The organism is Pseudanabaena biceps PCC 7429 (assembly GCF_000332215.1).
GTDB classification, from domain to species: Bacteria; Cyanobacteriota; Cyanobacteriia; order Pseudanabaenales; family Pseudanabaenaceae; genus Pseudanabaena; species Pseudanabaena biceps.
In genome coordinates, this window is sequence record NZ_ALWB01000017.1 from 1 (window position 1) to 26,475 (window position 26,475).

The window sequence follows — 26,475 nt, forward strand, 5'->3', positions numbered from 1 at the left end:
AAGGCTTTTACTTTTGGGCTTTGAGAAAGGGTTTGCTATGCAAACCCTTTCTCAAAGCCCGTTTCATATACATAGCAAAGTAAGGGTTGCTTAGGACATAAAGCCCCAAAGATGAATGGCGGCACCAAGCGCCGCCATTCATCTTTGGGGAATTGGACTAGCTCTTTGCAGGAGGTAGGGATAACTTGACATGGAGTTCTTTTAACTGCGAGTCATCCACACTTGATGGTGCGTCAGTCATCAGATCACGGGCTTGCTGGGTTTTAGGGAAGGCAATGACATCACGAATGGAATCGGCTCCAGAGATCAACATCACTAAGCGATCGAGTCCGAAGGCTAGTCCCCCGTGGGGAGGCGTGCCATATTCAAAGGCTTCCAATAGGAAACCAAATTTCTCCTTTGCCTGTTCGGGAGTTAGTCCGATCGCGGCAAAAACTTTTTCTTGGACATCGCGTTTGTGAATCCGAATGCTACCGCCACCAATTTCCGTACCATTGAGTACCAAGTCATAGGCTAGGGCGATCGTATTTACATCAATGGGTTGACCGTTCTCAATGTCTTGAGGGCGGGGTGAGGTGAAGGGGTGATGCAGGGCTTCTAGTCTCTTCTCATCCGCATTCCACTCGAACATGGGGAAATCGGTTATCCACACGAAATTGAGTTTTTGATCGTCAATTAAACCTAATTCCCGACCGAGGGCTAGCCGCAAACGATAGAGGGATTCGTTCACAATCGCTTTTTCTCCAGCCCCAAATAACAGAATCGTGCCTGCGGTTGCTCCAGTGCGCTCTAGCAATTCCTGTTTGACTTCTTCGGTGAGACTATCCTTAAGTGCGCCGATCGTGTCGATTACACCACCTTCACGAACACGGATAAAGGCTAATCCCTTTGCCCCATATTGAGCAACCAAATTCGCAAGATCGCCGCCTGGTTTGATGCGTGTATTAGAAATCGCCGCATCGCCACCGAGTACGGGTAAAACTTTGATAATGCCGCCATTGGCAACTGTGTTAGCAAAGACCTTGAAGCCAGAATTGACAAATAAATCGGATACATTGACTAATTCCATACCAAAGCGCGTATCGGGGCGATCGCACCCATAGCGATCCATCGATTCGGCATAGGTGAGACGGGGGAAGGAGCCTAATTCCACTCCTTTAACGGTCTGGAAAATATAGCGAATTAGGTTCTCATTGAGTTCGATGATTTCTTCCTGAGACATGAAACTCATTTCCATGTCCAGTTGGGTAAATTCGGGTTGACGATCAGCACGTAGATCCTCATCGCGGAAACATCGAGCGATTTGATAATAGCGATCGCATCCACCCACCATCAACAACTGCTTAAATAATTGTGGAGACTGAGGCAAGGCGTACCATTGTCCCGCATTAACGCGGCTGGGGACGAGGTAGTCTCGCGCTCCCTCAGGAGTAGAGCGGCAAAGAATTGGCGTTTCCACTTCCATAAATCCATACTCATCTTCAAGGAAGCGGCGAATGGATTTTACAACTTCAAATCTCAGTTTGAGATTGCTCGATAGGCGATCGCCACGCATATCGAGATAGCGATATTTAAAGCGCAGCTCTTCTTTAATCGTGTCCGCTTCAGAAATTAGGAAGGGTAATGGCTTGCTGACGGCATTGAGCAATTCAATGGATTCGGCATAAATTTCTACTTCCCCTGTGGCGAGTTTGGGATTGAGGGATTCTTCAGGACGCTGAGAAACTTTGCCAATAATTCTGACTACATACTCGTTTCGCATTTCCCCCGCAAGGTCATAGGACGCTGGAGTTCTTTGGGGATCGCTAACGATCTGGACGATTCCCGTGCGATCGCGCAGATCTAAAAAGATCACTCCACCATGATCCCGTCTGCGATCGATCCAACCGCACAAGCTAACTGTTTGTCCGAGATGTTCGGCATTGAGGTGACCGCAATAGTTGCTACGCATCATGATGTTATTGGCGAAACTTTAGAGAAAAAAGTAAAAACTGGAATTTTGACCATTTACTATAATAACTTGTAAAGCGTTAGCCCCAACATAAGTGTTTGAAGAAGTGTTTCAAGAATTGGTAAGTGGCTAAGCACAATTAAATATAAGTACCCAAAGCCTGTAGTGCACGCTGCGCGTGCGCTACAGGCTTTGGGTACTTATAGCAACAGGTGAGTTACTCACCTGTTGCTATGTATAGTGCCGCATAATACCAATTCCCAAAAGTGTGGCTACACTTTTGGGAATTGAAAACCAAACCCAGTAAGGGTTTTAAAATCACAAAATGGCGTAGCCATTTTGTGATTTGGTATAAATCGCATAACTAAAAGATGGACAGTGCAAAGCGCCTATGCGACATCTCTTCACAATTCTCGTTGCTGGGAGTAACATGGCTGTAACTTTCGTGGCAATCTCATGACAGAAGTACCGACAGTTCGCACGCACCGATTGACCAAGCAGTTTGATAACCATGTGGCGGTCAACCACCTCGATTTGCAAATTGATCGAGGTGAAGTTTATGGGCTAATTGGCCCCAATGGGGCGGGAAAAACCACCTTAATTCGGATGCTTGCTGCTGCGGAAGAGCCCACCGCAGGTGAAATTTATATTAATGGGGCAAGGTTTTTACGGGGACAAAACAATCCCGAACTAAAGAGGCAATTGGGCTACTTACCCGATGACTTTCCACTTTACGATGACCTTACGGTTTGGGACTATCTCGATTATTTTGCCCGTTTATATTTTTTGCGAGATCCCCAGCGATCGCAGAGATTGCATGAGGTGATCGAACTTGTGGAGCTACAGCAAAAAAGGAACGAAGCGATCGCTACCCTGTCGCGGGGCATGAAACAGCGACTCAGTCTCGCCAGAAGCATCATTCATAATCCCACTTTGCTATTGCTAGATGAGCCAGTATCAGGACTCGATCCCCTTGCGAGGGTACAGGTTCGCAATATTATCAAGTCCCTCCAACAGCAAGGAATGACCATTCTCATTTCATCGCATATCCTAAGCGACCTTGCCGAAATCTGTACTTCGATTGGGATTATGGAGTTAGGTACTTTGGTTGAAAGTTCACGGCTACAGGCTCTATACGATCGCAGTAACCAAGACCGCCAACAGATTCTAATTTCTACTCTCGGTAATATTGAAGACTTACAATCGGCTTTAAAGCGATCGGAATTAATTCAAGAGTTGGAAGTTCTTCCAGATATGTCAGTGGTAAGGGTTCAATTTGCGGGAACTGTAGAAGACTGTGCGGGATTGCTGAAATCTCTGATTGAATTAGGGATTCCGATCTCCGACTTTCATCGAACGCAAGAAACCCTAGAAAACATCTTTTTAAAGTTAGGCTATAGGCAAACAAGTTAGGCTTATCCTGAGCATGATGCCAAGCTTGGGGTATTGCTTATATAACGATCGCTTGGATGCTATTTGCGATCGCCTGCTCGGCGGCAGAAGCCGTCAAGGGATGTGAAAATAAATAACCTTGCCCAAACTCACAACCTAATTTTTTTAAAATCTCGACCTGTTGTTCCGTTTCGACCCCTTCAGCGACGACACTCATATTTAAGGTATGGGCTAGCATGGTAATTGTCCGCACGATCTCAATATTTTCACCGCCATCACTCATCTGACTGACAAAAGCTCGATCGATTTTGAGAATATTAATGGGAAAGCGATGTAAATAGCTGAGGGAGGAATAACCCTGACCGAAATCATCAATGCTCAGTTGGATATTTCTTGCCCGCAATTGCGCCAGTTTGGCGATCGTCTGTTCTCCCTGATCCATTAAGGTGCTTTCCGTAATTTCTAAACGGATCGAACTGCCATTGACCCCAGTTTCGGCAAGGATTGCATCGAGCTTATCTAAAAGATCTGGTTCACGAATTTGATGGCTAGCTAAATTAATACTCATTTTCAAATTGGCAGCTTCGGGAAACTTCTGGAGCCAGTCCGTCAATTGTTGGCAGGCTTCCCTGAGAACCCAATCCCCAACTGCCACAATTAACCCAGTATCCTCAGCCAGAGGAATGAATTCTATAGGCGAAATAAAGCCTCGTTTAGGATTCTTCCAACGGATTAGAGCTTCAAATCCAGCAAGTTGATCGGTGGTTAGGGAAACGATGGGTTGATAATAAAGTTCAAATTCTCGATGTTCGAGAGCATAGTGAAGTTCGCTCTCTAATTGCGTTAATCGCAAGGTTTGTTCGTACATTTCTTGATCAAAGAGCGTATATCGTCCTTTGCCCAGAGATTTAGCCCGATACATGGCAATATCTGCATCCCTCAGGAGATCGATACAATTATCATAATCTGGCGTACTAATGACAATGCCAATACTCGCACTAGGAAAAATCGCTTCGCCCCCGATGGTGATGGGAGAGAGAAACCGATGCAGAATACGATCAGCAACGGTTAAGGCTTCACTCACATCTTGAATATCATCTACCAGAATTGTAAACTCATCGCCCCCCAGCCGAGCCACGGTATCAATCGAACGCAAGCAGTCTTGCAATAGTGCGGCGATCGCTTGTAAAAAGCGATCGCCCATATTATGCCCAAGACTATCATTAATCATTTTGAATCGATCTAGATCAATGAAAAAGATCGCAAATAGATAGTTGGAATTGCGCTTACTGTATTTGATCGCATGATCTACGCGATCCATAAATAGATTGCGGTTGGGTAAACCCGTTAAAGCATCATGGGAGGCATCATGGGCAAGCAATTCGATCGAATCAGAAAGGGCCGAATTTAACTCGCGCAGTCTGGAAACATACATATAGCTCTGCATTACCATCATGGAGCCGATAAAGGTATATAGGGCAGGAGCAAGAGGTATCCACCAACCTCCTAAAAATAGTAAATAGCTGCCACCAATCAGAAAGCCCATGCCGAAAATTACCGTCCCCGTTAGCAAGACTAATCTTTTGGTGGAGAAAATCCAAACGATCGCCGCGCCAGCGATCGACCAGATCGCAATCCACATTTCTTCGCCAATATCTGACCAAACATGAAATAGAGGTCGCTGATCGCTCGCTGCGCCCAAGATTAACTTAACAAGATTGGCTTGAAATTCTACCCCTGACATTTGCGCGGGTGAGGTAATAAAATTACTGCTATAGGGAGTGTAAAATACGTCATTGAGACTGGAAGCCTGCGCTCCAATCAAGACAATGCGATCGCGCATCAGATCGGGAGCGATCCGATTTTCTAAAATATCTTCAAGGGAGACGGAGCGAAACTTTTGTGAGGAGCCGTGGTAATTCATCAAAACTTGATAGCCTCCCGCATCAATACGGACATAGCCGCCATCGGTATTTTCTAAGGGCTTAAAAACAGCTTCCCCAAGTTGTAAATATCCAGATGGTGAGGACTTCGGCTCTATGCCCTTATCTTTGAGGTATACAAGGGAAACTGCTAGCCCCAAACTAGGTAAACCTTCATTCCCTTTCGGCATTGGATATAACAAAGCCCGACGTAATCTACCATCGGGATCAACAATGACATCATTTGCCGATACTTGACCTAGAGCCTTGAGTATAGGGGAAGGACTAATGGCAGTACTAAAGCGATCGTTAATGCTTTTTTCAATACCGATCAGATTGGGAGTGGTTTTAAATATTTCCTCAAGTTCTTGGTAGCCATCTCCCACAGGAATATCTCGATAAAGATCTAAGCCAATTACTTTTGGCTTTTGTTCGCGGATTTTGCGTAAAATTTTAGCGAGGGTGCGATCGGAGGCTGGCCAACTCCCTAAGTAGCGAATATCCGATTCTTGTACGCCAACAATAACGATCCTCTCGTCTACGGGCTCCATAGGACGCAACTGTACGAATAGATCGAAAGCTGCCCATTCGCTAGGTTGCAACCACCCTAACCAACGCAATCCAAATACTAATAAGTACACACTTCCGCTAGACAGGAAAAATCCACCCCACTGTTTGAATCTAAGCGGTAAATTTTCCCAGTTTGCTTTTAGAGTTTTAATCGCGATCATCTAAGAGAATTTAATGAGAGTAGTAAGCCTAACTTGTTGGAGTAAGTCCTGATAAAGAATCCTCAACTAAGGCGATCTCCACTATGTCTTGGCTCTGCAACTAAAGTTTCACAATCGTACCAAACTAATGCTTAGATGTATGCAAGCCCTTTGTCGTAATTATCTCAGCATAATTCCATCAGTTCTCGAAACTTTAATCCGACGGGATGAACAAAGCCCAAAGAGATGAGTGGCGACGCGAAGCGTCGCCACTCATCTCTTTGGGCTTTATGTCCTAAGCAAACCTTACGTTGCCTATATACCTGCCGCCAGTTTTGTTAGGACAAAATTAAAGCCCAAAAGAGGATTGCCGCGCTCCGCGCGGCAATCCTCTTTTGGACTTGTCCTGATACAGTTGACGGCAACTATAGATGTGAAGATGTGAGGATGTGAAATTTAGCAATTCTATGGCTGTTACCAGCCCTAAGACAAAATCAAAAGCCAGAGTAAAGCACCATTGCGAAATAGTGCTTTACTCTGGCTTTGATGGATTGATACCAATTCCCAAAAGTGTGGCTACACTTTTGGGAATTAAAACCCAAATCCAGTAAGGGTTTTAAAATTACAAAATGGCGTAGCCATTTTGTAATTTGGTATGATGTAATCGCGATATACATTGCGATCGCCGTAAGATCTAGCGATCTTTGGGTTATCGCAGATAAAATGACGATCCATACAAATTTTATAAAGTTTACAAAGATCGAATCACCAAATGCTTAGAATAAAAAGTACGCCCCCCGCGTTTCTTTATTCTTCTTAAATTAGGAATTTAAATTAAGCATAATGGCGGTTGATTAGTAATTACAGGATGGACTATATTCTATGAGTGGATGAAATCGAGATCCGCCGCCTTGAGTGCGTTGTGGTTGAGGACGATCCGTTGGAGTATACCCAGTTTGGTCATTTGCGAAAGTTATTTCTGGCTGACCAAGTGTAAGAATCATCCCCCCTATGCAGGCAATAGAAGCTGGCAGAATATTTCTATAATTTATTAGCAACATAGCAATTCTGACTCTTAAGCTACAAAAAAGATTTTACCCTATCTATCGAAAAAATATTACTTTATATAACTTTCTGATAACCTTTTATGGTGCAAAAAAGTTTTATAGGATGCTAAAAGGGTTTACATATTGAGATTGGTTTTATACTCATATAATTTCCATTTGATTTGCTCATTTATTGTCTGGAATCCTTTATAGGGTGGGAATGTGCTATTACTTAGCATCCGATACTTAGCATCCGATAGTATGGGGGAATACAAAGTAAAATCGACTACAAAATCAAAATGTCAGTGGCGATTAGTTTGTGTATGTAGGCGAATATTGTGAGAGATGTAGCTACGGGCACAAAATACTAGTCTCTACGAATAATTTGGAATAATTTGCCTTTTACCCTAATTGCTTGGGATGACATAGAGGTTAGGGACTTGCGAGAAAATAAGATGCCAATCCAGATTTACCAGAATCAGTGGCGCGGCTCCGCCGCGCCACTGATTCTGGTTTTATATTTGGTACTTCATGAAATCGCAAGTCCCTTAATGTCAAGTTAACCTTTATGTAACGAAAGCTATAGAGTAAATGTAAAATCCTTTACAAGCATTCCTGGAACGAGAATACCTCCAAGCGATCGCTTTTCATAGGTACTTACGTTAGGAATAAATTCGCGAAAATCAGTTAATTCCTCTAGGTTTTTGCCCAAAAAATTATAGATGCTATCGTCAAAGCGTAGATTCTCAATGGGGGCGATCAACTCGCCTTGATCTACCCAAAAGCAGGCATAGCGCGTCATGCCTGTGATCCTGCCACCCGTGCGATCGCTCCAGTTTAGGTAATGGAGGTTTGACAAGTAAAGTCCAGTATCCAATTGTTTGAGAATATTGGCTGCTGCTAAGCTTCCTGCCGAAACTTCAGGAGATCGCATTGATTCACCCACGCTCGCACCATTGGCTTCTTTGTTATATTCCTTCGCACTGCGTGAACTAATTAAAGTATTGACGAGATTGCCATGGGCAATAACGGGCAAAAATTCAGGAGCGACTTCTCCGATACTGTTGAAGCGAGGTACATTCCCGTAGGTGAAATTTTCACTAAGAGATAGTAACGGGGAGAGTTTTTTTTCTTGATTCTTTAATTTCAAAAGAGCGCTGCTACTCTGTTGCAAGCTCGATTCGCCCACGCTGTTTGCAATAAAGCCTAATAGATCCGACGCTGCCGCAGGGGCAAAGTAGGTGTGATATTGTCCGCGCTCTAGAGTTTTGCTTGGTCTTTGTAGGGCTGCTAATTGTTCTTTGGAGCGGTTAATCTGGAAGTGATAATTCTCTGGTTGCCATTCTTTCCCAGCATAAATTCCCTTGACTGCTTTTTCGCCAGAATTCGTTTGGACGAACATGGAATAATCGACAAAAAAAGAATCCGTAGCAAACCAATGTCTCTGGCCTGCGGAGTTAGCATTGGCGCGGATGATTAAGCCAGATGCGTATAATCCCGCGAAATCTACGGTGCTATGTGCAGGAGTGATGACTGGTGTGAGAATTGCGGCGATCGCCTCTTCGGTGTCTAACAAACTGCCCTGATAAACTTCACGGCTTGAACCTTGGTTTTCGGGAATCACCAGATAGGGATTTTCGGGGATTTGGGCAACTTCTTGCCGCAAATAATCGAGACTGGCGATCGCGCAAGTCGTATCATGATCGAGATTGCCTGTAAATGGGAACTCAGCATAGGCTTCCCTCTGATTGCTGATTAACGAAATTGTGATATTTCCATCGGCAACAAATCCTGATTGGCGAACCTTAGCCTTGTTAAATCTAGTAAATTGGCTGCGCTCGCTCTCTAGGCTAATAGTTAAATATTCACTACTATACAGACTCGTAATTAGGCGATCGGTTAATCGATCGAAAACATCTTCTAGTGACTGTTCTTCCAGATGTCTGCCCATTAATTTGTCCATTAAAAATTAGCTCCCAGCAAAAGTTTGTATTAAAAAGTTTGTATTAAAAAGTTTGTATTAAGTAGTTCAGCTAGTTCGGCATAGTCCAAACTACTTTAAACATACCATTTACAGAAAATATCAGGAATGCATTGGTTGTGGGTAGGTAGCTAGACGGAATTAAATATAAAACCTGCGGCGCACGCTGTACGTGCGCCGCAGGTTTTAGGGTTTTATATCTTTTTATATATCTAATTGCGCCTAGCTACTTATAGTTGGGAATAGTTGGGGAAAAATTAGCTATAAAATAGGTTTCCTCCTAAACTATTTATATTTGCGATATCTAGGTGCAACTCTCTTGAGGAGCTTTTCCTTACGAAATTAACAGATGCCATAATCCCCACCAATCAGTAAACCAATCAATAAACCGATCAATAAACTGATCAATAAAATTGATTAAATGCTAGGAATTGCTAGCCGAAAACTCAAAAAACGATTTGATAATGGGAATTGCTGTATTCTTTATGAGTATAAGTTTGTCAGAGGTAAGCTTTTAATAGCCAGCCCATCTTGCATATCTTTAAAATAAAGTCAAAAAGTAAATTTTTCCGTCTTTGAAACAATAAAGCTCTATCTCATAGGACGTGTAGACGACGCATGGATACAGATAATCTAGCTGTTTATAGCCTTGTTGAACAGTTACGTGGCTATGGTCGCAAGCAGTTTACGGGCAAGCTGGAACTGCATAGTGTCAAAGATTACAAATGGAGTATCTACTATTGTCATGGTAGGTTAGTGTGGGCTACGGGTGGAGCTCATAGTCACCGTCGTTGGCGTAGACTGATGGGGCAGTATAAGCTACAGATAGACTTTAATAAAATTTCCTTTCGCACCGTTGAAGAGTTGAGACTCTGGGATTATCACGTACTAGTCATCTTAATGAAAAGGATGGTGATTACCCGTGAACAAATCACGCCAATTATTGAAGGTTTTGTTCAAGAAGTACTATTTGATATCATCCAATGTGCAGCGAACGATAAGATTACCTACTATTGTGATTTTGAAGATGAGCTCACTCCTGTAATCTCCCTCATCCATGCCGAACATGCGATCGAATATGCCCGACAAGAGTGGCTGACATGGCGTAAAGCGGGAGTTGCCGATTTCTCCCCAAATCTTGCCCCTTGGATCAAAAGACCTGGACAGCTTAAGGAAGAAGCCTCGGATTTGACCTATAAAACCTTGATTACCATTCTTGATGGTAGGCGATCGCTAAGGGAGTTATCGACATGGATGAAAAAGGATTTACTGACCCTCGTGCAGTCGTTAATGGCTTATTATCACCGTGGTATGGTCGGGCTAGTGGAAGTTAGTGATATTCAATCGCCCATTGCTTCGCTTTCCCTAAATGAAGTAAACGAACCTGCCCAATTGCCTGATAAGAGCCATAGTAAACCAAAAAGAATAGAAATGATGTCAAGACCGCTGATCGCCTGTGTCGATGATAGCAACCAAGTATGTGCGACTATCGAACAGATTGTGAGAGGCTTCGGTTTTGGCTTCCTAGGAATTCGCGATTCTATTAACGTATTGCCTTTACTTGTGGAATATAAACCAGAGATGATTATTTTGGATTTGGTCATGCCAATCGTTGGTGGCTATGAACTCTGCGCTCAAATTCGGCGAATTCCAGATTTTAAGGACACGCCAATTCTCATTTTGACGAGTAATGATTCGTTAATCGATCGCTTTAGAGCGAAGCTGGTGGGAGCCACTTCATTTATCTCTAAAACTGCGGGTAACGATAAAATTGGCGAAGAAGTGAATAAGTATCTGCTAACTTCCAATCAAGAAATGAAGCAACTTGAGGAATAAACTTCAAAGTAGAGGGTATGCCGCACGCTGTGCGGCATACCCTCTGTTTTTTTGTGAGTTTGGGATAATTTGAAACGGACTTTGAGAAAGGGTTTGCGTAGCAAACCCTTTCTCAAATCCCAAAAGTAAAAGCCTTGCTACGCAAGGCTTTTACTTTTGGGATTTTAAAATTTGCCAGCTTAACCCGAACTGATGTTACTTAGCTATCAAATCCCGAGCAAACAAGTGGCGGCGCGTAGCGCCACCACTTGTTTGTTCGGGATTTGATTTGTCTTAAATTGATGAAGTTTAAGGATTTTGGATTTTAGCGGCGATCGCCTTGGCAATTTCCCTTAAAGCTTTCGCTGATGCAGATTCTGGATGACCTAAGACAATAGGCACACCGCGATCGCCGCCTTCGCGCAGACTGATTTCTAGGGGCACACAACCGAGCAGATCTACACCCAGCTCATCCGAAGCTTTCTTGCCACCACCAGAGCCAAAAATATCGTACTGTTTGTCGGGCATATCGGGGGGAATGAAATAGCTCATATTCTCGACAATCCCTAAGACAGGAATACCCATATTTTGAAACATCTTCAAGCCCTTACGCGAATCCAAAAGGGATACAGTCTGGGGAGTAGTCACGATGACGGCTCCTGCAAGGGGAACAGACTGCGTAAGCGTTAACTGTGCATCCCCAGTTCCAGGAGGCATATCCACAATTAAATAATCTAGTTCGCCCCAGTTAGCTTGATAGAGAAACTGTCGAATCACGCCATTAAGCATTGGTCCGCGCCAAACTACAGGCTGATCCTTAGCGATTAAAAACGCCATCGAAATCATTTTTACACCATAGTTAAAGGCTGGCTCCACCACATCCGCGCCATTTTCCGCCTTAACTACCTTGACCTGTGCTGCTTCCATCCCCAGCATTACGGGAACATTGGGACCATAGATATCTGCGTCGAGAATGCCCACCTTAGCACCCATATCTGCTAGAGCAACCGCCACATTAACCGCTACTGATGTTTTACCGACACCCCCTTTTCCACTGGAAATTGCTAGAACATACTTGACTCCTTCAATGCCTTGCAAAGCATTGGTTGGCGAGGCTGGGGTAGCGATCGTAGGACTATTCGCGATTACTTTTACCCAGACATCGGTAACCGAAGCGATCGCCTTAATAGCTGCCTTACATTCTTGAATCAAAGGATCGCGTTTGGGACTGTTGGGATCGTTCAACAATAGGGTGAAACTAACTACCCCATTGGACTTAATCGCAATATCGCGCACCATATTCAGATCGATAATACTTTTTTGGCGATCGGGATCGACTATGGGGGTTAGCGCTTGTTGGATCGCCTGAATATCAAGTAGATCGGTCATAGATTTTAGAGATTAAAAAATAAAAAATTTTACTTACAGGATTTTATAGAGTTGCTAGGATGACAAAATGCAGTCAAAACATTGGCTAGCATGGCTTTTACTGCATTTTTAGATTTGTTGTCATCACAGGATGCTATTACCTTGCCAAGATTTCATTAAAACCTAAATAAGAGCCAAAATAATCGATAAAGACTTATGCTTATGGGGAAACATCCTAGAGTGTTGTTAAATTATTACTCTAAGTACCTCAGCATAATTAAAATCCAGATATAAAACCTGCGGCGCACGCTGCGTGTGCCGCAGGTTTTAGGGTTTTATATTTAATTAAGCCCACTTACTTATATCCCTGCAATTACCAAAATCAGTAGCTCTTTAAGATCAAAAACACTATGAGCAATCAAGTAAAAATTATGCAGCCTTCAGGAAGACTGGATGTCACAACGGCGGCTGATTTTCGACGACAAGTCAACGATATCGCCTCGGCTCCAACTCCACCTCAATACTTATTAGTCGATCTTCATGAAATCACTTTTATGGATAGTTCGGGTTTGGGGGCATTGGTTTCCGCGTTAAAATCAATTCGTAACAGCAATGGGGATATGGTCATTTGCGGTGCTAATGATCAAGTGCAGATGCTTTTTGAACTCACAAGTATGACTAAGATTTTCAAAATCTATACAACCATTGACGAATTTAACGCCACCTTAAGTTAACGTCAGTTCAGGTTAAGCTGGCAAATTTTAAAATCCCAAAAGTAAAAGCCTTGCTAAGCAAGGCTTTTACTTTTGGGATTTGAGGAAGGGTTTGCGTAGCAAACCCTTCCTCAAATCCCGTTTCAAATTATTTACAAACTAAAACCCGTAAAATTGCGTCCCTACGGGGCGCAACTTTACGGGTTTTAGTAATTTTTTGTACAAGCAACTATAAAGAAAAAGAGCCGCAAAACGACTCTTTTTCTTTAAATATGAAACTCAACCTCTAGGAGTGATAAATCATCTTCAAAAGGACGATTATGGGCAGCTTCTTTAACACAGGCTAATATATGGTCGATTCTTGAGGAACGATCGCTAGGAGTGCGGATAAAAGTATCGATGAGGGCATTAAATCCCCAGATGCTATCGTCTTCTTGGGGAATTTCGTAGACACCATCGCTAAATAAATACAACCTGCTACTCGTATCAATCTCGCATACCTGTTCTTGGTAATTAATATCAGGCATCATGCCGATGGGTAGTCCCGCCGTTTTTAATAATTTAATTTTAGGAATTTCCTGATTAGAAATTAATACGGCTGGAGGATGTCCTCCACTGGCATAGATTAATTTGCGTTCTTGCTTGTCATACACCCCATACCAGATCGTGAAATACATCTCATTATGTACAGACATCTGAAAAGTATTATTGAGATCCTGTAACACCTCACTGGGACTGTAGAAATTAGTTGTGTCCTGAGATGTCCTGCTCCGTCTGAGGCTGCGCGTCCGCATTAAATTTAACACGGAAACCGAAAGCAACGCTGAGCCAACCCCATGACCTGATACATCGAGTAAGTACAGGGCTAAATGATTTTTATCAAGCCAGAAATAATCAAAACTGTCACCACCAAGCTGGGTAGATGGGAGGAAACTCGACTGAATCGAAATACTGCCTTCGATCGGCGCAGGTAAAAGCGATCGCACATACTGTGAGGCTTGGGACAACTCTTGCTCGATTAAGCGCTTTTGCCTTTGGATTTCTTCAGTTGCTTGATAGAGTCTTAGCCCCGCTCTAACCCTTGCGCGTAACTCATTGATCCGAGGCGGTTTACTCAAAAAGTCATCGGCTCCCATTTCCAACCCACGCACCAAGTCTCCCTCTTGGTCTCTCGCTGTCAATAAAATGAGATAGATATGGGACAGTTCGACGCTGCTTTTAATTTGGCGACATACCTCTAGCCCGTCAAGGATGGGCATCATCCAATCACAAATAATTAAAGACGGATTTAGCTCTCTAGCTTTGATTAATCCTTCCTCGCCATCCTTTGCTATAACCACGTCATAACCTTGACTCTTGAGAAATCTCTGAAGGGTCATTCTGATCGTTGGATCATCATCAATGATGAGAATTTGCGGCATATTGCTGTACAAAGCTTACAAAGCTATCTGTTGCTATTCGTCGATGGTGAAAGATTTGGCAACTCTAGCAAATAAATCTTTGACTTTATCCCAACGTCTTTCAGAGCTAGAAATGCTGAGAGTGTAGAGGTTACCACGATTGGTGGATACAGTCACGAGATCGTGACGGGGAGCACCCTGTAACCGTTCAACTGCATATTCAAACGTGTAATAGTTGCGATCGCCAGATTCTTTCTGAGTTGCGCTGAGAAGTTTGGCTTGACGACCAGAACCTTCAGGGGCAACTACGCGCTCTTTTAAGCGCAAACCAATTGCTTCAGGATTACCAATTTCTTCAAGGCTTTTGACGGTTTCTAGTTTGCTAATGGCAACAGATACGTTTTCTGAGGGTTCAATGATGTCGTGGAACAGGATATCAATGGCGGAGTTGCCTTTAGTTTCTGTCCAACCATTGGGATATAAAAAGCGGTAGCCATCTTTGCTATCGGCAAATGGTACTAGACCACTTGTAGGAGTACTAGCACAACTGGTCAGAAATAAAGCAAATACTACAAGTAAGGTAGAGACAGCGCGTTTGAGCATGATTAAAGAATTTAGTGAAATAAATAGCAAAAATACTAGAGAATCTTATCAAAAAACAATCAAGCCTATTGGGTGCTAACTACTTTGTAAGACTTGCCAATACTAGAATACAGTACCTTAGACTCCTCGGTGAGCCTGAGATACTCTAAGCTAGGAAAATAGCGCTTTGCGCTATTTTTCTAGCTCTTGACTAGTCCTGTGAGGGGGGAACTAGCACTAGCATAGGGTTTGACAGGGATACGACCAGACAGATAAGCTGCACGACCTGCTTCAGTTGCCATCCCCATTGCCCGTCCCATCGCGACAGGATTGCTAGCACAGGCGATCGCCGTATTTACCAATAAAGCTGAGGCTCCTAACTCCATGGCTGCGGCTGCTTCACTGGGTACACCGATACCAGCATCAACCACCACAGGAACCTTAGCTTCCTCAATGATGATGGAAATATTGGCAGCATTATTTAGCCCTTGCCCTGAACCAATGGGAGAACCTAGGGGCATCACCGTAACGCAACCTATTTCTTCAAGGGTTTTCGCCAAGCGTGGATCGGCATTGATATAGGGCAATACAGCAAACCCTTCTTTGACTAATTGCTCTGCTGCTTTGCAAGTGCCAAGAGGATCGGGCAGCAAATATTTCAGATCGGGAATTACTTCAAGCTTGACAAAATTATTATCTTCTTGCCCCAAGATTTTAGCCATCTCGCGCCCCAGTCTAGCCACGCGCACCGCTTCATCGGCGGTCTGGCAACCAGCCGTATTCGGTAAAAGCCAATATTTGCTCCAGTCAATAGCCTCAGCAAGTCCTTCATGTCCTGCGGCATTGGTCTGGACACGCCGCACTGCCACGGTGATAATTTCACAACCACTTGCCGCGATCGCCTGACGCATGACTTCAAAGTTAGAATACTTGCCCGAACCAGTCATGAGCCGTGATCGGAACTTACGTCCCGCAATTTCAAGTATATCTGCCGATCCTTCGTCAAAATTAGCATCGGCATCAGATATTTGGTTGTTTATCGTAAAAATTGGGTTAAAAGAAGGGGAGGAGGCGATCATATCGAGGAGTTAAAAGTTGGCTTCTAGATTTGTAGGAGTAAATGCACTTAAGTGCATTTACTCCTACGATAATCAATTTCAAGGATATATATTAGTTTGCGGTTTGAAGGCGCAATTTTTTATTAAGATACTTAGGATACTTACGTGTCTTCTGTGATATTCCAAATTTTCCATAGTATTCAATAGCAAGTAGCAATTTAGTTTCATGGCTAACCTCAAATCTATCCGCGATCGCATCGGCACTGTTAAGAATACTCGCAAGATTACTGAAGCAATGCGTCTTGTCGCCGCCGCAAAGGTCAGACGCGCCCAGCAACAAGTTCTTGCCACCCGTCCCTTTGCCGACCGTCTCGCTCAAGTTCTATATCGTCTCCAGCAGCGCATCGCTTTTGAGGATGTTAGTCTGCCCCTACTGGATAAGCGTCCTGTTAAAACTGTTGGTCTTCTAGTAATTTCTGGCGATCGCGGTCTTTGTGGTGGCTATAACTCAACTATTATCCGCCGTGCTGAAGCCCGTGCTAGAGAACTAAAAGAACAAGGGTTAAATTACACCTTTATTTTAGTTGGTCGTAAAGCGGTGCAGTATTTTTCCCGCCGCGATCAACCGATCGCCGCCAAATTTGCTAACTTAAATCAAATCCCTAACGCAGCGGAAGCCAATGCGATCGGCGATGAAATTACCTCAGCATTTTTAGCAGGCGTAATTGACCGTGTAGAGTTGATTTACACCCGCTTTGTGTCTTTAATTAGCTCGCGCCCAGTAGTCCAAACCCTATTGCCCCTTGAGCCTCAAGGTTTAGAACCTCAAGATGACGAAATTTTCCGCCTAATTACCCGTGGCGGTAAATTCCAAGTCGAACGCGAAAAGCGGGAGATCACTGTTAAGGAATTGCCCAAAGAGTTAATTTTTGAACAAGATCCCGAACAAATTCTCGATGCCCTATTACCTCTTTATCTCAGCAATCAGATTCTCCGTGCTTTGCAAGAATCCGTAGCTAGCGAACTAGCCGCAAGGATGACCGCGATGAATAATGCTAGTGAGAATGCAGGAGACTTGATCAAGGCTCTAACCTTGCAGTACAACAAGGCTCGTCAAGCGGCTATTACTCAAGAAATTTTGGAAGTTGTTGGTGGCGCTGCCGCGTTGACATAATACCAGCAAATAAAAAAGCGGCTTTTGAAAGCCGCTTTTTTATTTCTAAGTAGTTCAGCATAATTAAAAACCAAAACCAGAGAGCATACCGCCCGCGTAGCGGACGGTATGCTCTTTTAGGTTTTAAGTTTACTTATGCCTAGTTATACCAAATCACAAAATGGCTACGCCATTTTGTGATTTTAAAACCCTTACTGGATTTGGTTTTTAATTTCCAAAAGTGTAGCCACACTTTTGGAAATTGGTATTACTTACTTGATAAATTTGGCATCAAGGGGCGGGCGATCGCGTTTTGGTCGATCCGATTTCCTTGATTTTATATTTAGGCGATCGCCATAGGGAACGGTGTCGGGATCGTCATCTTCCTCCTCTTCATCGTCTTCTTCATATTCATCCTCTTCCTCCTCATACTCGTCCCCTTCTTCCTCATACTCATCATAGGCGCGATTATCGGCACTAAATTCTTGTTTAGTAAACTCAGCCCTGCCCTGTTCTTGAGGTGCTTTGTCATATCCAGCCGCAACTACAGCGCGACGAAGGAGGAGATTATGCCTCCAAGAGGCGATCGCATTGATTACTAGGGCAAGAATACCGCCACCGATGAAAGCCACAAGCATGGCTACGCTCAAAGGGATAGCGATCGTTTTTTGTCCCAAAAAGAAAATCTGTACCGCAGTTGGGAAGTTTTGGACAAAGATCGCCGCCCCCAAGGTAATGCAAGCGCATAGAATGACTAGCTGGACGATCGCGATCGTACCTAGCGAGCCTTGATTGGAGGGCTTAGTATTGGGTTTGGAGGTAAATGGCGATCGCGTCATAATCCTGATTCTCCTAGGGCAATACCCGAAACAATACCAGAGGGCATTTTACCCTGCCAGCGTTGGATTAAATCGGCATCAATATCCAGTTGATCGAGCGCTCTTACGATCACAAAATCAACCAAGTCCTCGATCGTTTGGGGATTGTGATACCAAGCGGGGATGGCAGGTACGATCCTTGCCCCTGCTTCGGCTAGGGTGGTGAGATTGCGTAGGTGGATCAAACTTAAGGGCGTTTCACGAGGAACGATTACCAATCTTCTTCCTTCCTTGAGATGTACATCGGCGGCGCGTTCCAACAAATCGGAACTCAGCCCATGGGCAATTTTGGCAACCGTAGCCATACTGCAAGGAATCACCAACATTCCTAAAGTCCTAAAGGAACCACTGGCAATCGTTGCCCCCACATCCGCCCATTGATGACAAATTAGCCTGCCACCGTCTGCCTCACTGCGATCGCGCCAAAATTGTTCCTGCGATCGCAAATTGCTGGGCATGGCAACATTAGTCTCGGACTGCCAAACCATCATTGCTGCCTTAGAAGCCACCAGATCGACATTGTAGTTATTATTTAGCAAAAATTTGAGCGATCGCACGGCATAAATCATGCCTGATGCCCCAGAAACCCCTAATACAATCGCCTTTTGATCTTGCATCTGATGTTGTTGATTTTGCGCTAGATTTTGCGCTGAATTTTAGACATTATCTCCATCATATCCCTGTTTGCTAAGCTTATAGCTGTCGCTAGGTATATTAGGGCAAGCCCCAAAGAGACTTGCAGGGGGAAGCTCCACCCATAAAAATTGTGGTGGAGATTTTGTCCAAACCTATCTGGCGATGGTTATACAATATGCTCAATCCCTAAAAACATGACCAATAACTGGATCGAAAATCTCAAATATGACACGCAAGGGCTAATTCCTGCGATCGCTCAAGACTGGCAAGATGGCACGATTTTGATGATGGCTTGGATGAATCGTCAAGCCTTGGAATGCACAGTTGCTACGGGTGAAGTTCATTATTGGAGCCGATCGCGCCAAGAGTTATGGCACAAGGGTGCGACCTCAGGACATATCCAAAAACTAAAGCACCTCTATTACGATTGCGATCGCGATGTAATTTTAGTCAAGATCGAGCAAATTGGGGCGATCGCCTGTCATACAGGTGCAAGAAGTTGTTTCTTTACCGAGGTTCCACTCAATTTATAGCAACGAAAGAGATAGATAGGACATAACCCGCAAGAGACAAGTGGCAGCGCAAAGCGCTGCCACTTGTCTCTTGTGGTTTGATTTGTCCTATCTATTTTTCTTACTGAAGCATAGGCTCTGACAAGTAAATATATCTTACTTTTCACAGGATCTTTGAAATGTAAACCAGAAGGGCTTTTCAGGTAGAGGGAGTATTGGTCAGCCAATGGGGGATGGATTCTGAAATGCCCATTTTATACCAACAAAAAAGGCGCAAATATGTCGATCACTCTTGAGATGACCATCGCCCCTATTTATGGAATAAAAATGGGCGGAGCAAAGTTCCGCTTATTCTTGATTTTTTTAGCAATACAAAAAGAGAAAGATGACAAACCCATCTTTCTCTTTTTTAGTTGTTACAACGGAGGAAGCATACAATCTCAGTTTATCCGCATTGATTGAGTCCTTCCTTGACAATCGCACATTGCGATCGCACTTCCTCTTGAAGCCACCCAAGCAAGCCAAGGCGATCGCTATCGGCAGATACCTGTACACCCAGCAGTAAGTCAGCAAGGGAGATATGTGATCGACCACATAAACGCCAAAGCTTATCAGTATCAGGAGAAGATGGATCTCCATCACCAATCAGGGAAATGTCCATCAAACCCTGTTGACTTGCTAATCTATTTTCCTGTGGTGAAAGAATCACCTTAATTATCGCATCACATTGAACATCCATTCTTCAAGCTGGGCAAATAGGTTTACCTTTTGCATTGAGTCTGATTGTACCGTGCTCACCATTGAATTTTAATGGAATTCCCAATGTTTTAATTTCGCCCGTAGATACATTTTTGACTTTTGCCAATGTATACAATTGTGGACGAGATTTCAAACAATCTCGAATTCTCTCAATGGATGCAATAGAAGACTCATTGGAATCAGAAGTTTGGAGAATATAACTACCAGAGCCTTGTACAACGTCTTCAACTTTGTATCGGCTATCAGAAATAGACATGATTTCTGATACCAATTGACCATTATCAGCCTGAGAAGTATTGATAAAAACCTCATCAATAACTTCAATCTGCTTGCCGCCAATTAGTGAGACAGCTCTATTTTCTGCATTAGCAGGCAGAGACGAATATACCAAGCTCAAAATTGCTGGGAAAATAGTAGTTGCTGCAAATCTTCCAACTAGTTTTAGATTCATATTCGTAATTATCCAGTTTCAAAAAGAATGAAGATTAGAATTAATCTCTGCTCAACAAATAGCATGTCATTCTTTACATTTTCAACAATTTTTTTAACTATTTCCTGAAAGAAATCAAGCAATTTCTTTCAGGAAATAGTTAATCATCAAATCTCTTATGGGAAATATTCGGTGCTAATCAGCCAAGGGAAGATAGACAAGTTTACGCATTTTTATCAATATAAAGCGTATATTTTAGTCCCCACTCTCAATTATCTAAACAGGTCTATATCGATAAAGATTGCATTATCGCTAGTAAAAAGTTATGATTTAATCCAAATACAAATTTTTGATAAGAATTCAATTTTATATGGCTGGAAGGAATCAACTTCAAAAGCTTAGTGACTATCTTAAAGATCAACTCCAAAAAAAAGGGATAGATCGATTTGAGTTAGCTAGGCTATCAGGAGTTAGTGACTCGCAAGTATGGAGATTACTAAATAAACTAGTGCGTAATCCTAAAGTGGAAACACTTGAAAAAATTGCCAACGCTCTTAAGATAGATTCTGGAACCCTAACGGAAATTGTTTATCCAAATTGGAAGAATAAATCCAATAGTTCTGTTGGACAACCTATTATCGATCATTTCCCTTCCGTGGAAAGCCTATTAGGTCGTCAGGAGGAATTACGCAGGCTTTCTGAATATAGCGATCGCAATCAACTAGTCTTTGTTGTAGGCTTTGTGGGCATAGGTAAAAGCTCTCTTATTAGATCATTTGTCCGTCACATATCTGAGAAGTTTGAAGACGTGCTTCTAAATCCCGAAATGTCGATCGCACAAATAATTAATCTTCTAAAAGAGGACAAAAGATACCTAGTCATATTAGACAATCTTGATACAGCAAGTGAAGAATATATTCCATTCTTAAATGAACTAGTCAAAGCTAAGTATAAGAGTTGCGTAATTGTCACTAGTCAAGAGCGCCCTAAAGAATATCTTAATTGGGATCCTCGTCCTCGCCTTCTAGAATTACAGGGACTAGAGGAATCTGCGGCGATCGCTCTTTTACAGGGTGAAGGGCTATCTCCACAAACAGATGAACGACTAGTAAAATTGCTGATTCAAAAATATGAAGGTAATCCTTGGGGATTAAAATTAGCATTACAGGATATTTTAGAATTATATGATGGAGATCTAGCAAGCTATTTAGGAAAGAACTCTACATTTACTGGTAAATTTAGCCAAGAGATTAAGATCATTATCGAACGATTAACGCCTTTAGAATCAGAGGTTTTGTATTGGCTAGCATTACGAAAGGTAGCTATTCCCTATCCCGATATTCGGGATGCCTTTACCGAACGTAATACCATACTAATTGATGGTAATGCGGTGAGTGAAGCAGTTCAAGAGCTGAATCGCCGAGTACTTTTACGAAAAGATGGAAGTAAAATTAGTCTCAGGACTACAGTGCAAATATGCGCCGAAAAAAAGTTGCAAGAAGAACTTTTTCGTGAAATCAGGGCAATCGCTGCGAATAGTTTGAATCAAATACTTTGGTTATACTATCTCGATCTAACCAATGAACAAATTAAATTACGAGCTCGTTTTTCTCGCTATGAAAATATTCTCATGCAGGCATTAAATCAACTGCAATCTAAGACCAAAGAGCAAAATATAGAGATCAACAATGCGATCGCTAATCTACAATATTTATTAGGGAAGTAATAGTTTTTGTATTGCCCATGAATAATACTACTCCCTTCTCACCAAAGAAATATACATCGAAAATCCAAAATTATACGTTGCGGCGCTTCGCGCCGCAACGTATAATCCCTCACTGGGAAGGGAATAAGCATAAACAATACTAAGTATTTTTACCCAAATAATATGATGGAAGATCTCTATGAAAAAAAGGTTCTCGAAAATCGCTATAAATTAATTAAGCAGTTGGGTAAGGGTCGTTTTGCTGAGGTATGGGAGGTTACTGATTCGCTAGCTAAGGGGAAAACAAAAGCAATCAAAGTCCTTAATAGCCAAGATACTGAACATATAAAACTATTTCGCAAAGAATTTTTGAATCTCTGGGATCTGAATGATCTAAACTGCGATCTCATTGTTAGAGTAGAAGCCATTTATCCCAAAGAGATGCTAGAGGAAGATAGTTTTATCGATCACCATTTTTTTGTAATGGAAAAAGTGGAGGGAATTAGCTTAGAGAATCTGATTACCAAGTCATTTACAGAAATCGATCAAACTAATAATCGAAAACTATCTTTTGGGAAATCCCTTTGGCAATTTCTATTTTGTCGCTATCCACCTTTGCGATCGCAGATCACTTATAGGGAAGTTGCCGATTGGCTAGAACAACTTACCAAAGCATTGCAACATATACATAAACAAAAAATTATTCATTGTGATATTAAACCAGCAAATATCATGATTACTCCCAATGGGAATATTAAGCTAATTGACTTCGGAGCATCAATGCTCACTGACAGTAGATATCCTGTTGAATTTGATACTCAGTCCCTAACTCGGCAATATACCTTTGGTTATGTTGCTCCCGAACAACAAAACGGTCAGGCTCTATTTGCTTCCGATTTCTATAGCCTAGGTCAAACTATACTATCAACAATAACAGGACAAATTCCTCCCCAGCTTGCTAACAATTGGCGATCGCAATTTCCAACCGAACTTACCGATTTTCTCCTCAAAGCAACTAATCCCGATCATACCAAACGTCATCTCAATGCTAGGAACTTACACAAAGAGGCTAAATTATTAGCGCAATCACTACGGCAAAAATATGCGCAGTGGAATGGTTTGACCCAAGTTACGGCTGTCCTAATTATTGCGGCGATCGCCACATTTGGGACATTATTTGTGCGATCAACAGGCTCATTACAAAATCTAGAACTGAAAGCCTATGATCAAATGATTCAGAGGCGACCAGATTTAGGAGCAGATCCTCGCATATTAATAATAGATGTCCCCCGTGATATTAAAGCAATCTCCGATCAAGACTTAGTGGATATATTATCAAAGCTCGTGGATGAGCATCCAAGGGTAATTGGCATTCCATTAATTCGTGATGAAGAGAGAAAGTCTAACCCTGAGAGCCTCGCGAAGCTAAAAAAAATTTATCAACAACATGCGAACATATTTGGCTTATGCGAACATGCTGACAGCGATGGCAAAAAATTAAGTTATCCTTTTTCGCCAAAACCAAATACAGATCTAGGTTTTGGGAATACTCCCCTAGATCAGGATGATACCCTCCGTCGTCATTTGTTAATTTATCGCAATTCACCAATGGACGAATGTAAAGCAACCGCATCATTTAGTCTATTAATTGCGCATCATTATTTGCGAAGCGATTTACAAAGCGACTATAAATCCATAAATCCGATGACGGATAAAAACTATACTTTAGGAAAAGCAACATTTCAAAGCTTGGAAATAGGGCAGGGTGCTTATCAGGATAGCAAGATGGAAGAATTTAACAACCTATTCCAGATTATGCTCGATTATCGCTCACCCCATATCGCTCAAACTATTTCTATAAAACAGTTTCTATCTGCAAAAAAAACCTCTAACTTAATAAAAGATCGCATTATTTTAATTGGTCGAGCTAGTATTGATCGCGGTGCAATCAATATTACACCTTACGGCAATCTAGTAGAGGTTTCCAACGTGGAATTAACGGCACATAGGATCAGCCAATTGATTAGTATAGCTAAAGGAGAACGTCCAATCTTAAGTCCGGCCAGCTTTATAGTAGATTTCCTATGGACGCTCGGTGTTGCTTGTATTAGTGGATTTCTTGGATGGCGCATCAATTCAAGAATGGGACAAGTTATTACGATTTCAATCTTAATAATTTCTTTATCCAATATCTGTTCTTTTATTCTCATAACACAAGGGATATGGTTAGGATATGTCCCAATTATTATTGTAGCGATCATTGCAAATTTTGGTGGATTTATCTATACTCGATATCAGTATAAATTTACAAATCTATGGGGAATATGTGAGCACTTTAAATCATCTAATAACTCATCTAATAAATTCTAAAATCAAATCTACGTTCACTTTTAGTACTTTGATGAGCATCTTTTTTTATGCCTTATTTGCAGTGCTTGAATCTAGTAATGCTCAACCAATTTCTCCATCAATTATTATTGCTCAACAGTCTACAAATTCAACGACCTCAACAACCTCAACGGGAAAAACTCATCCAACTGGCGATCGCGGAGATTGCCCTATTTTGGTTGCTGGCGTACCACAATTGACCGCCTTAACTGCTAAAAACGGACAAACAGCTACTCTCTCTCAAAGTCCAGTTTTTCGATTTTATACTCCCTATGCTAAAGGGAACTACCAGTTCCGATTGAGCAAGTCTCGCAAATCCAATACCCTTATCTACAGTCAAAATATAGCTAGAACCGATCAAGCAGGAATTTTCACGGTCTCTTTACCTGTAATCGATGAGATCAAACCTCGTGTCAACTATTTTTGGGAATTAGAATATTTCTGTTCCAATAAGCCCAATCCTGATAGTCGTATCGTTAATGGTTGGGTTTATCAGGATCGACTCACTCCAGAACAGATGCTAGAGCTAAATAATGCTACTACCACAAGCGATCGCATTATTTTTTATCAAAAATACGGCATCTGGTTAGAATTACTAGATGAAATTGCCAAATCTTTACCTCAAAACCAAAGCCTTTGGCAGCAAGTCCTTACCAATGAAGGTTTAGGAAGCATCATCAATCAGCCAATTTTTAAGCCCCAATCACTTGTTAAGCCATAAACCATGAAATCTTTGCATATTCTAGTTGCTCTAGCTTTAACCTCTATATATCTTTTCGGAAAGGTGCCAAAAGTGATCGCCAAATCAAATCCTCAGGCAAATCACTCATCTAGTTCTCAGGCAAAGTTGTTGATCACACAAGCTAACTTCGCATACCAGAGCGAGCTTAATAGTCTAGTACAAGCAGGGGACGAGAAATTAAACCAGAAAAAATTCCAAGAAGCAATTTCTATCTACCAGAAAGCTCTACAACTAGCAAATCAAAACCAAGATCAGGAATCTCAAGTGGCTGTACTTGTCGGTATTGGTAGAATTTACGACCAAAGTGGGAAATATCTAGATGCAGAACGCTCATTTAATTCAGGACTACAAATACTCTCCCAACTTGCTGGAGAGCCGGCATCTGTAGAAAAAAGAGTAATGCAATCTCGTTTACGAGTTCTTTCGCTAACAGGATCAGGGATTGTATATACCAATCTAGGAAATTACGATAAAGCTTCTAAACAGTTAGAATTAGCAGTAGCTATTTCTAATGAGGGGATTAACAGCCCTTCTTTACTTGTTCAGTTTGAACCTAGGTTTAAACTAGCAGAACTCTATGAAAAACAAAACAAATATAGTGAGGCAATTGGTGTATTGCAATATTGTCGAATTATTGCCACTCAAATAGGTGATCGACAGGCAGAAGCAATGACTCTAACGGCGATCGGCAACAACCTTACTAAACTGGGAAACCTTAGTGTCGCAAAACAATATTACGATCAGGCGAAAACATTAGGAAATTTTCCTCAAGAGCCAGAAATCGCCAACGCACCCAGTAGATTAGAGGCAGTATCAGGAGATTTAGTAGGGCTTACTAACTTACTTGATAGATTTGCGCCAATCTTGCAAAAAGCGAGTGTTAGTATCAGAAAGATAGAACGAATCCTATCAATCGATCCTAGCTTTGCTATAGTCGGTAAAGCTGCTAACAACCTAGATCAAGTAATTCAGAACTTGGCTAATGCTACACCAAAGCTCAGAAGTGGAGACCTTATAGGTGCTTATCCATCGTTGCAAAAAATAAATGGTGGTATGTCAGAAATGCTCCAAAATCTTAAGGAACTCCAAGGATTAATGGAAGATGTACAGCAAAACCCTAAGAAATTCCCTGTCTTGCAACGTTTAAGCCCCCAAGATTTGATGGATTTGAACAACATCAACGTAGAAATGCGAGATATTACTAATTCCATTGGTGGAAAGTCTAAATCAAAAAAAAACTAGCTAGTATCGAAGCCATTCCAAATTTAAATTCACTCTTTCATAAATTCAAGCAGTCCAAGCCTCGATCTATTGGTGAAGAGTTAAACGATCTC

The 26,475-nt window shown here is 42.2% G+C and carries 19 protein-coding genes and 1 pseudogene; 9 read left to right on the forward strand and 11 right to left on the reverse strand.

Annotated features, from left to right (window positions below; translation table 11 throughout):
* Positions 1-157 precede the first annotated feature (157 nt).
* Positions 158-1,951: an aspartate--tRNA ligase gene (aspS, locus tag PSE7429_RS03455; RefSeq protein WP_040687162.1), complete on the reverse strand. Its 1,794-nt coding sequence runs from the start codon at positions 1,949-1,951 to the stop codon at positions 158-160.
* A gap of 456 nt (positions 1,952-2,407) precedes the next feature.
* Between aspS and PSE7429_RS03460 the strand changes: the two genes are divergently transcribed.
* Positions 2,408-3,364, forward strand: coding sequence for an ABC transporter ATP-binding protein (locus tag PSE7429_RS03460; RefSeq protein ID WP_009625667.1), 957 nt, complete (start codon positions 2,408-2,410; stop codon positions 3,362-3,364).
* 37 nt (positions 3,365-3,401) lie between these two features.
* On the opposite strand, the gene PSE7429_RS03465 is transcribed toward PSE7429_RS03460, so the two are convergent.
* Both PSE7429_RS03465 and PSE7429_RS03475 read right to left on the reverse strand, forming a co-directional pair.
* Complete coding sequence (locus tag PSE7429_RS03465; RefSeq protein WP_158467608.1) at positions 3,402-5,906, reverse strand: EAL domain-containing protein; 2,505 nt, start codon at positions 5,904-5,906, stop codon at positions 3,402-3,404.
* A 1,695-nt stretch (positions 5,907-7,601) separates the two neighbouring features.
* On the reverse strand, positions 7,602-8,984 hold the full coding sequence (locus tag PSE7429_RS03475; RefSeq protein WP_009625669.1) for a metallopeptidase TldD-related protein: 1,383 nt from the start codon (positions 8,982-8,984) through the stop codon (positions 7,602-7,604).
* 636 nt (positions 8,985-9,620) lie between these two features.
* Here PSE7429_RS03475 and PSE7429_RS03480 point away from each other — a divergent pair.
* The gene (locus PSE7429_RS03480) at positions 9,621-10,838 is read left to right on the forward strand and encodes a response regulator (RefSeq protein ID WP_009625670.1); all 1,218 of its coding nucleotides are present in this window, start codon (positions 9,621-9,623) and stop codon (positions 10,836-10,838) included.
* 288 nt (positions 10,839-11,126) lie between these two features.
* Here the strand turns inward: PSE7429_RS03480 and PSE7429_RS03485 are convergent, their stop codons facing one another.
* Positions 11,127-12,206 (reverse strand): Mrp/NBP35 family ATP-binding protein, encoded by a 1,080-nt coding sequence (locus tag PSE7429_RS03485; RefSeq protein ID WP_009625671.1) that lies wholly within the window; start codon positions 12,204-12,206, stop codon positions 11,127-11,129.
* Between the two features lie 377 nt (positions 12,207-12,583).
* On the opposite strand from PSE7429_RS03485, the gene PSE7429_RS03490 reads away from it, so the two are divergent.
* Positions 12,584-12,919 (forward strand): STAS domain-containing protein, encoded by a 336-nt coding sequence (locus tag PSE7429_RS03490; protein ID WP_263363449.1) that lies wholly within the window; start codon positions 12,584-12,586, stop codon positions 12,917-12,919.
* A gap of 245 nt (positions 12,920-13,164) precedes the next feature.
* Here PSE7429_RS03490 and PSE7429_RS03495 read toward each other — a convergent pair whose 3' ends face one another.
* The 3 genes and pseudogenes from PSE7429_RS03495 to PSE7429_RS03505 form a co-directional block, all read right to left on the reverse strand.
* Entirely contained in the window at positions 13,165-14,319 is a 1,155-nt protein-coding gene (locus PSE7429_RS03495) for a PP2C family protein-serine/threonine phosphatase (protein WP_009625673.1), read from the reverse strand.
* Positions 14,320-14,352: 33 nt separating this feature from the next.
* Positions 14,353-14,901, reverse strand: a complete 549-nt coding sequence (psbP, locus tag PSE7429_RS03500) for a photosystem II reaction center PsbP (RefSeq protein WP_009625674.1) — start codon at positions 14,899-14,901, stop codon at positions 14,353-14,355.
* A 179-nt stretch (positions 14,902-15,080) separates the two neighbouring features.
* Positions 15,081-15,893 (reverse strand): annotated as a pseudogene (locus tag PSE7429_RS03505) (thiazole synthase); the annotation flags it as partial.
* Between the two features lie 271 nt (positions 15,894-16,164).
* Between PSE7429_RS03505 and PSE7429_RS03510 the strand changes: the two are divergent.
* Positions 16,165-17,112, forward strand: coding sequence for a F0F1 ATP synthase subunit gamma (locus PSE7429_RS03510; protein ID WP_009625676.1), 948 nt, complete (start codon positions 16,165-16,167; stop codon positions 17,110-17,112).
* Positions 17,113-17,363: 251 nt separating this feature from the next.
* Here the strand turns inward: PSE7429_RS03510 and PSE7429_RS25895 are convergent, their stop codons facing one another.
* Together PSE7429_RS25895 and PSE7429_RS03520 are read right to left on the reverse strand one after the other, a co-directional pair.
* Entirely contained in the window at positions 17,364-17,930 is a 567-nt protein-coding gene (locus tag PSE7429_RS25895) for a LapA family protein (protein WP_009625677.1), read from the reverse strand.
* Entirely contained in the window at positions 17,927-18,586 is a 660-nt protein-coding gene (locus PSE7429_RS03520; RefSeq protein WP_009625678.1) for a flavin prenyltransferase UbiX, read from the reverse strand. Before PSE7429_RS03520 ends, PSE7429_RS25895 begins: the two co-directional genes overlap by 4 nt.
* Positions 18,587-18,799: 213 nt before the next feature.
* On the opposite strand from PSE7429_RS03520, the gene hisI reads away from it, so the two are divergent.
* Positions 18,800-19,138, forward strand: coding sequence for a phosphoribosyl-AMP cyclohydrolase (gene hisI, locus PSE7429_RS03525; protein ID WP_009625679.1), 339 nt, complete (start codon positions 18,800-18,802; stop codon positions 19,136-19,138).
* 424 nt (positions 19,139-19,562) lie between these two features.
* Here hisI and PSE7429_RS03535 read toward each other — a convergent pair whose 3' ends face one another.
* The gene (locus tag PSE7429_RS03535) at positions 19,563-19,856 is read right to left on the reverse strand and encodes a hypothetical protein (protein ID WP_009625681.1); all 294 of its coding nucleotides are present in this window, start codon (positions 19,854-19,856) and stop codon (positions 19,563-19,565) included.
* 3 nt (positions 19,857-19,859) lie between these two features.
* Entirely contained in the window at positions 19,860-20,327 is a 468-nt protein-coding gene (locus tag PSE7429_RS03540) for a hypothetical protein (protein WP_009625682.1), read from the reverse strand.
* 349 nt (positions 20,328-20,676) lie between these two features.
* Between PSE7429_RS03540 and PSE7429_RS03545 the strand changes: the two genes are divergently transcribed.
* The 4 genes from PSE7429_RS03545 (at position 20,677) to PSE7429_RS03560 (ending at position 26,383) form a co-directional block, all read left to right on the forward strand.
* A complete protein-coding gene (locus PSE7429_RS03545; RefSeq protein WP_009625683.1) occupies positions 20,677-22,032 on the forward strand; it encodes a helix-turn-helix domain-containing protein in 1,356 nt (451 codons plus the stop codon).
* Between the two features lie 162 nt (positions 22,033-22,194).
* Positions 22,195-24,381 (forward strand): CHASE2 domain-containing protein, encoded by a 2,187-nt coding sequence (locus tag PSE7429_RS03550; RefSeq protein ID WP_009625684.1) that lies wholly within the window; start codon positions 22,195-22,197, stop codon positions 24,379-24,381.
* A gap of 31 nt (positions 24,382-24,412) precedes the next feature.
* On the forward strand, positions 24,413-25,120 hold the full coding sequence (locus PSE7429_RS03555) for a DUF928 domain-containing protein (protein ID WP_009625685.1): 708 nt from the start codon (positions 24,413-24,415) through the stop codon (positions 25,118-25,120).
* A gap of 3 nt (positions 25,121-25,123) precedes the next feature.
* Positions 25,124-26,383 (forward strand): tetratricopeptide repeat protein, encoded by a 1,260-nt coding sequence (locus PSE7429_RS03560; RefSeq protein WP_009625686.1) that lies wholly within the window; start codon positions 25,124-25,126, stop codon positions 26,381-26,383.
* Positions 26,384-26,475: the final 92 nt, after the last annotated feature.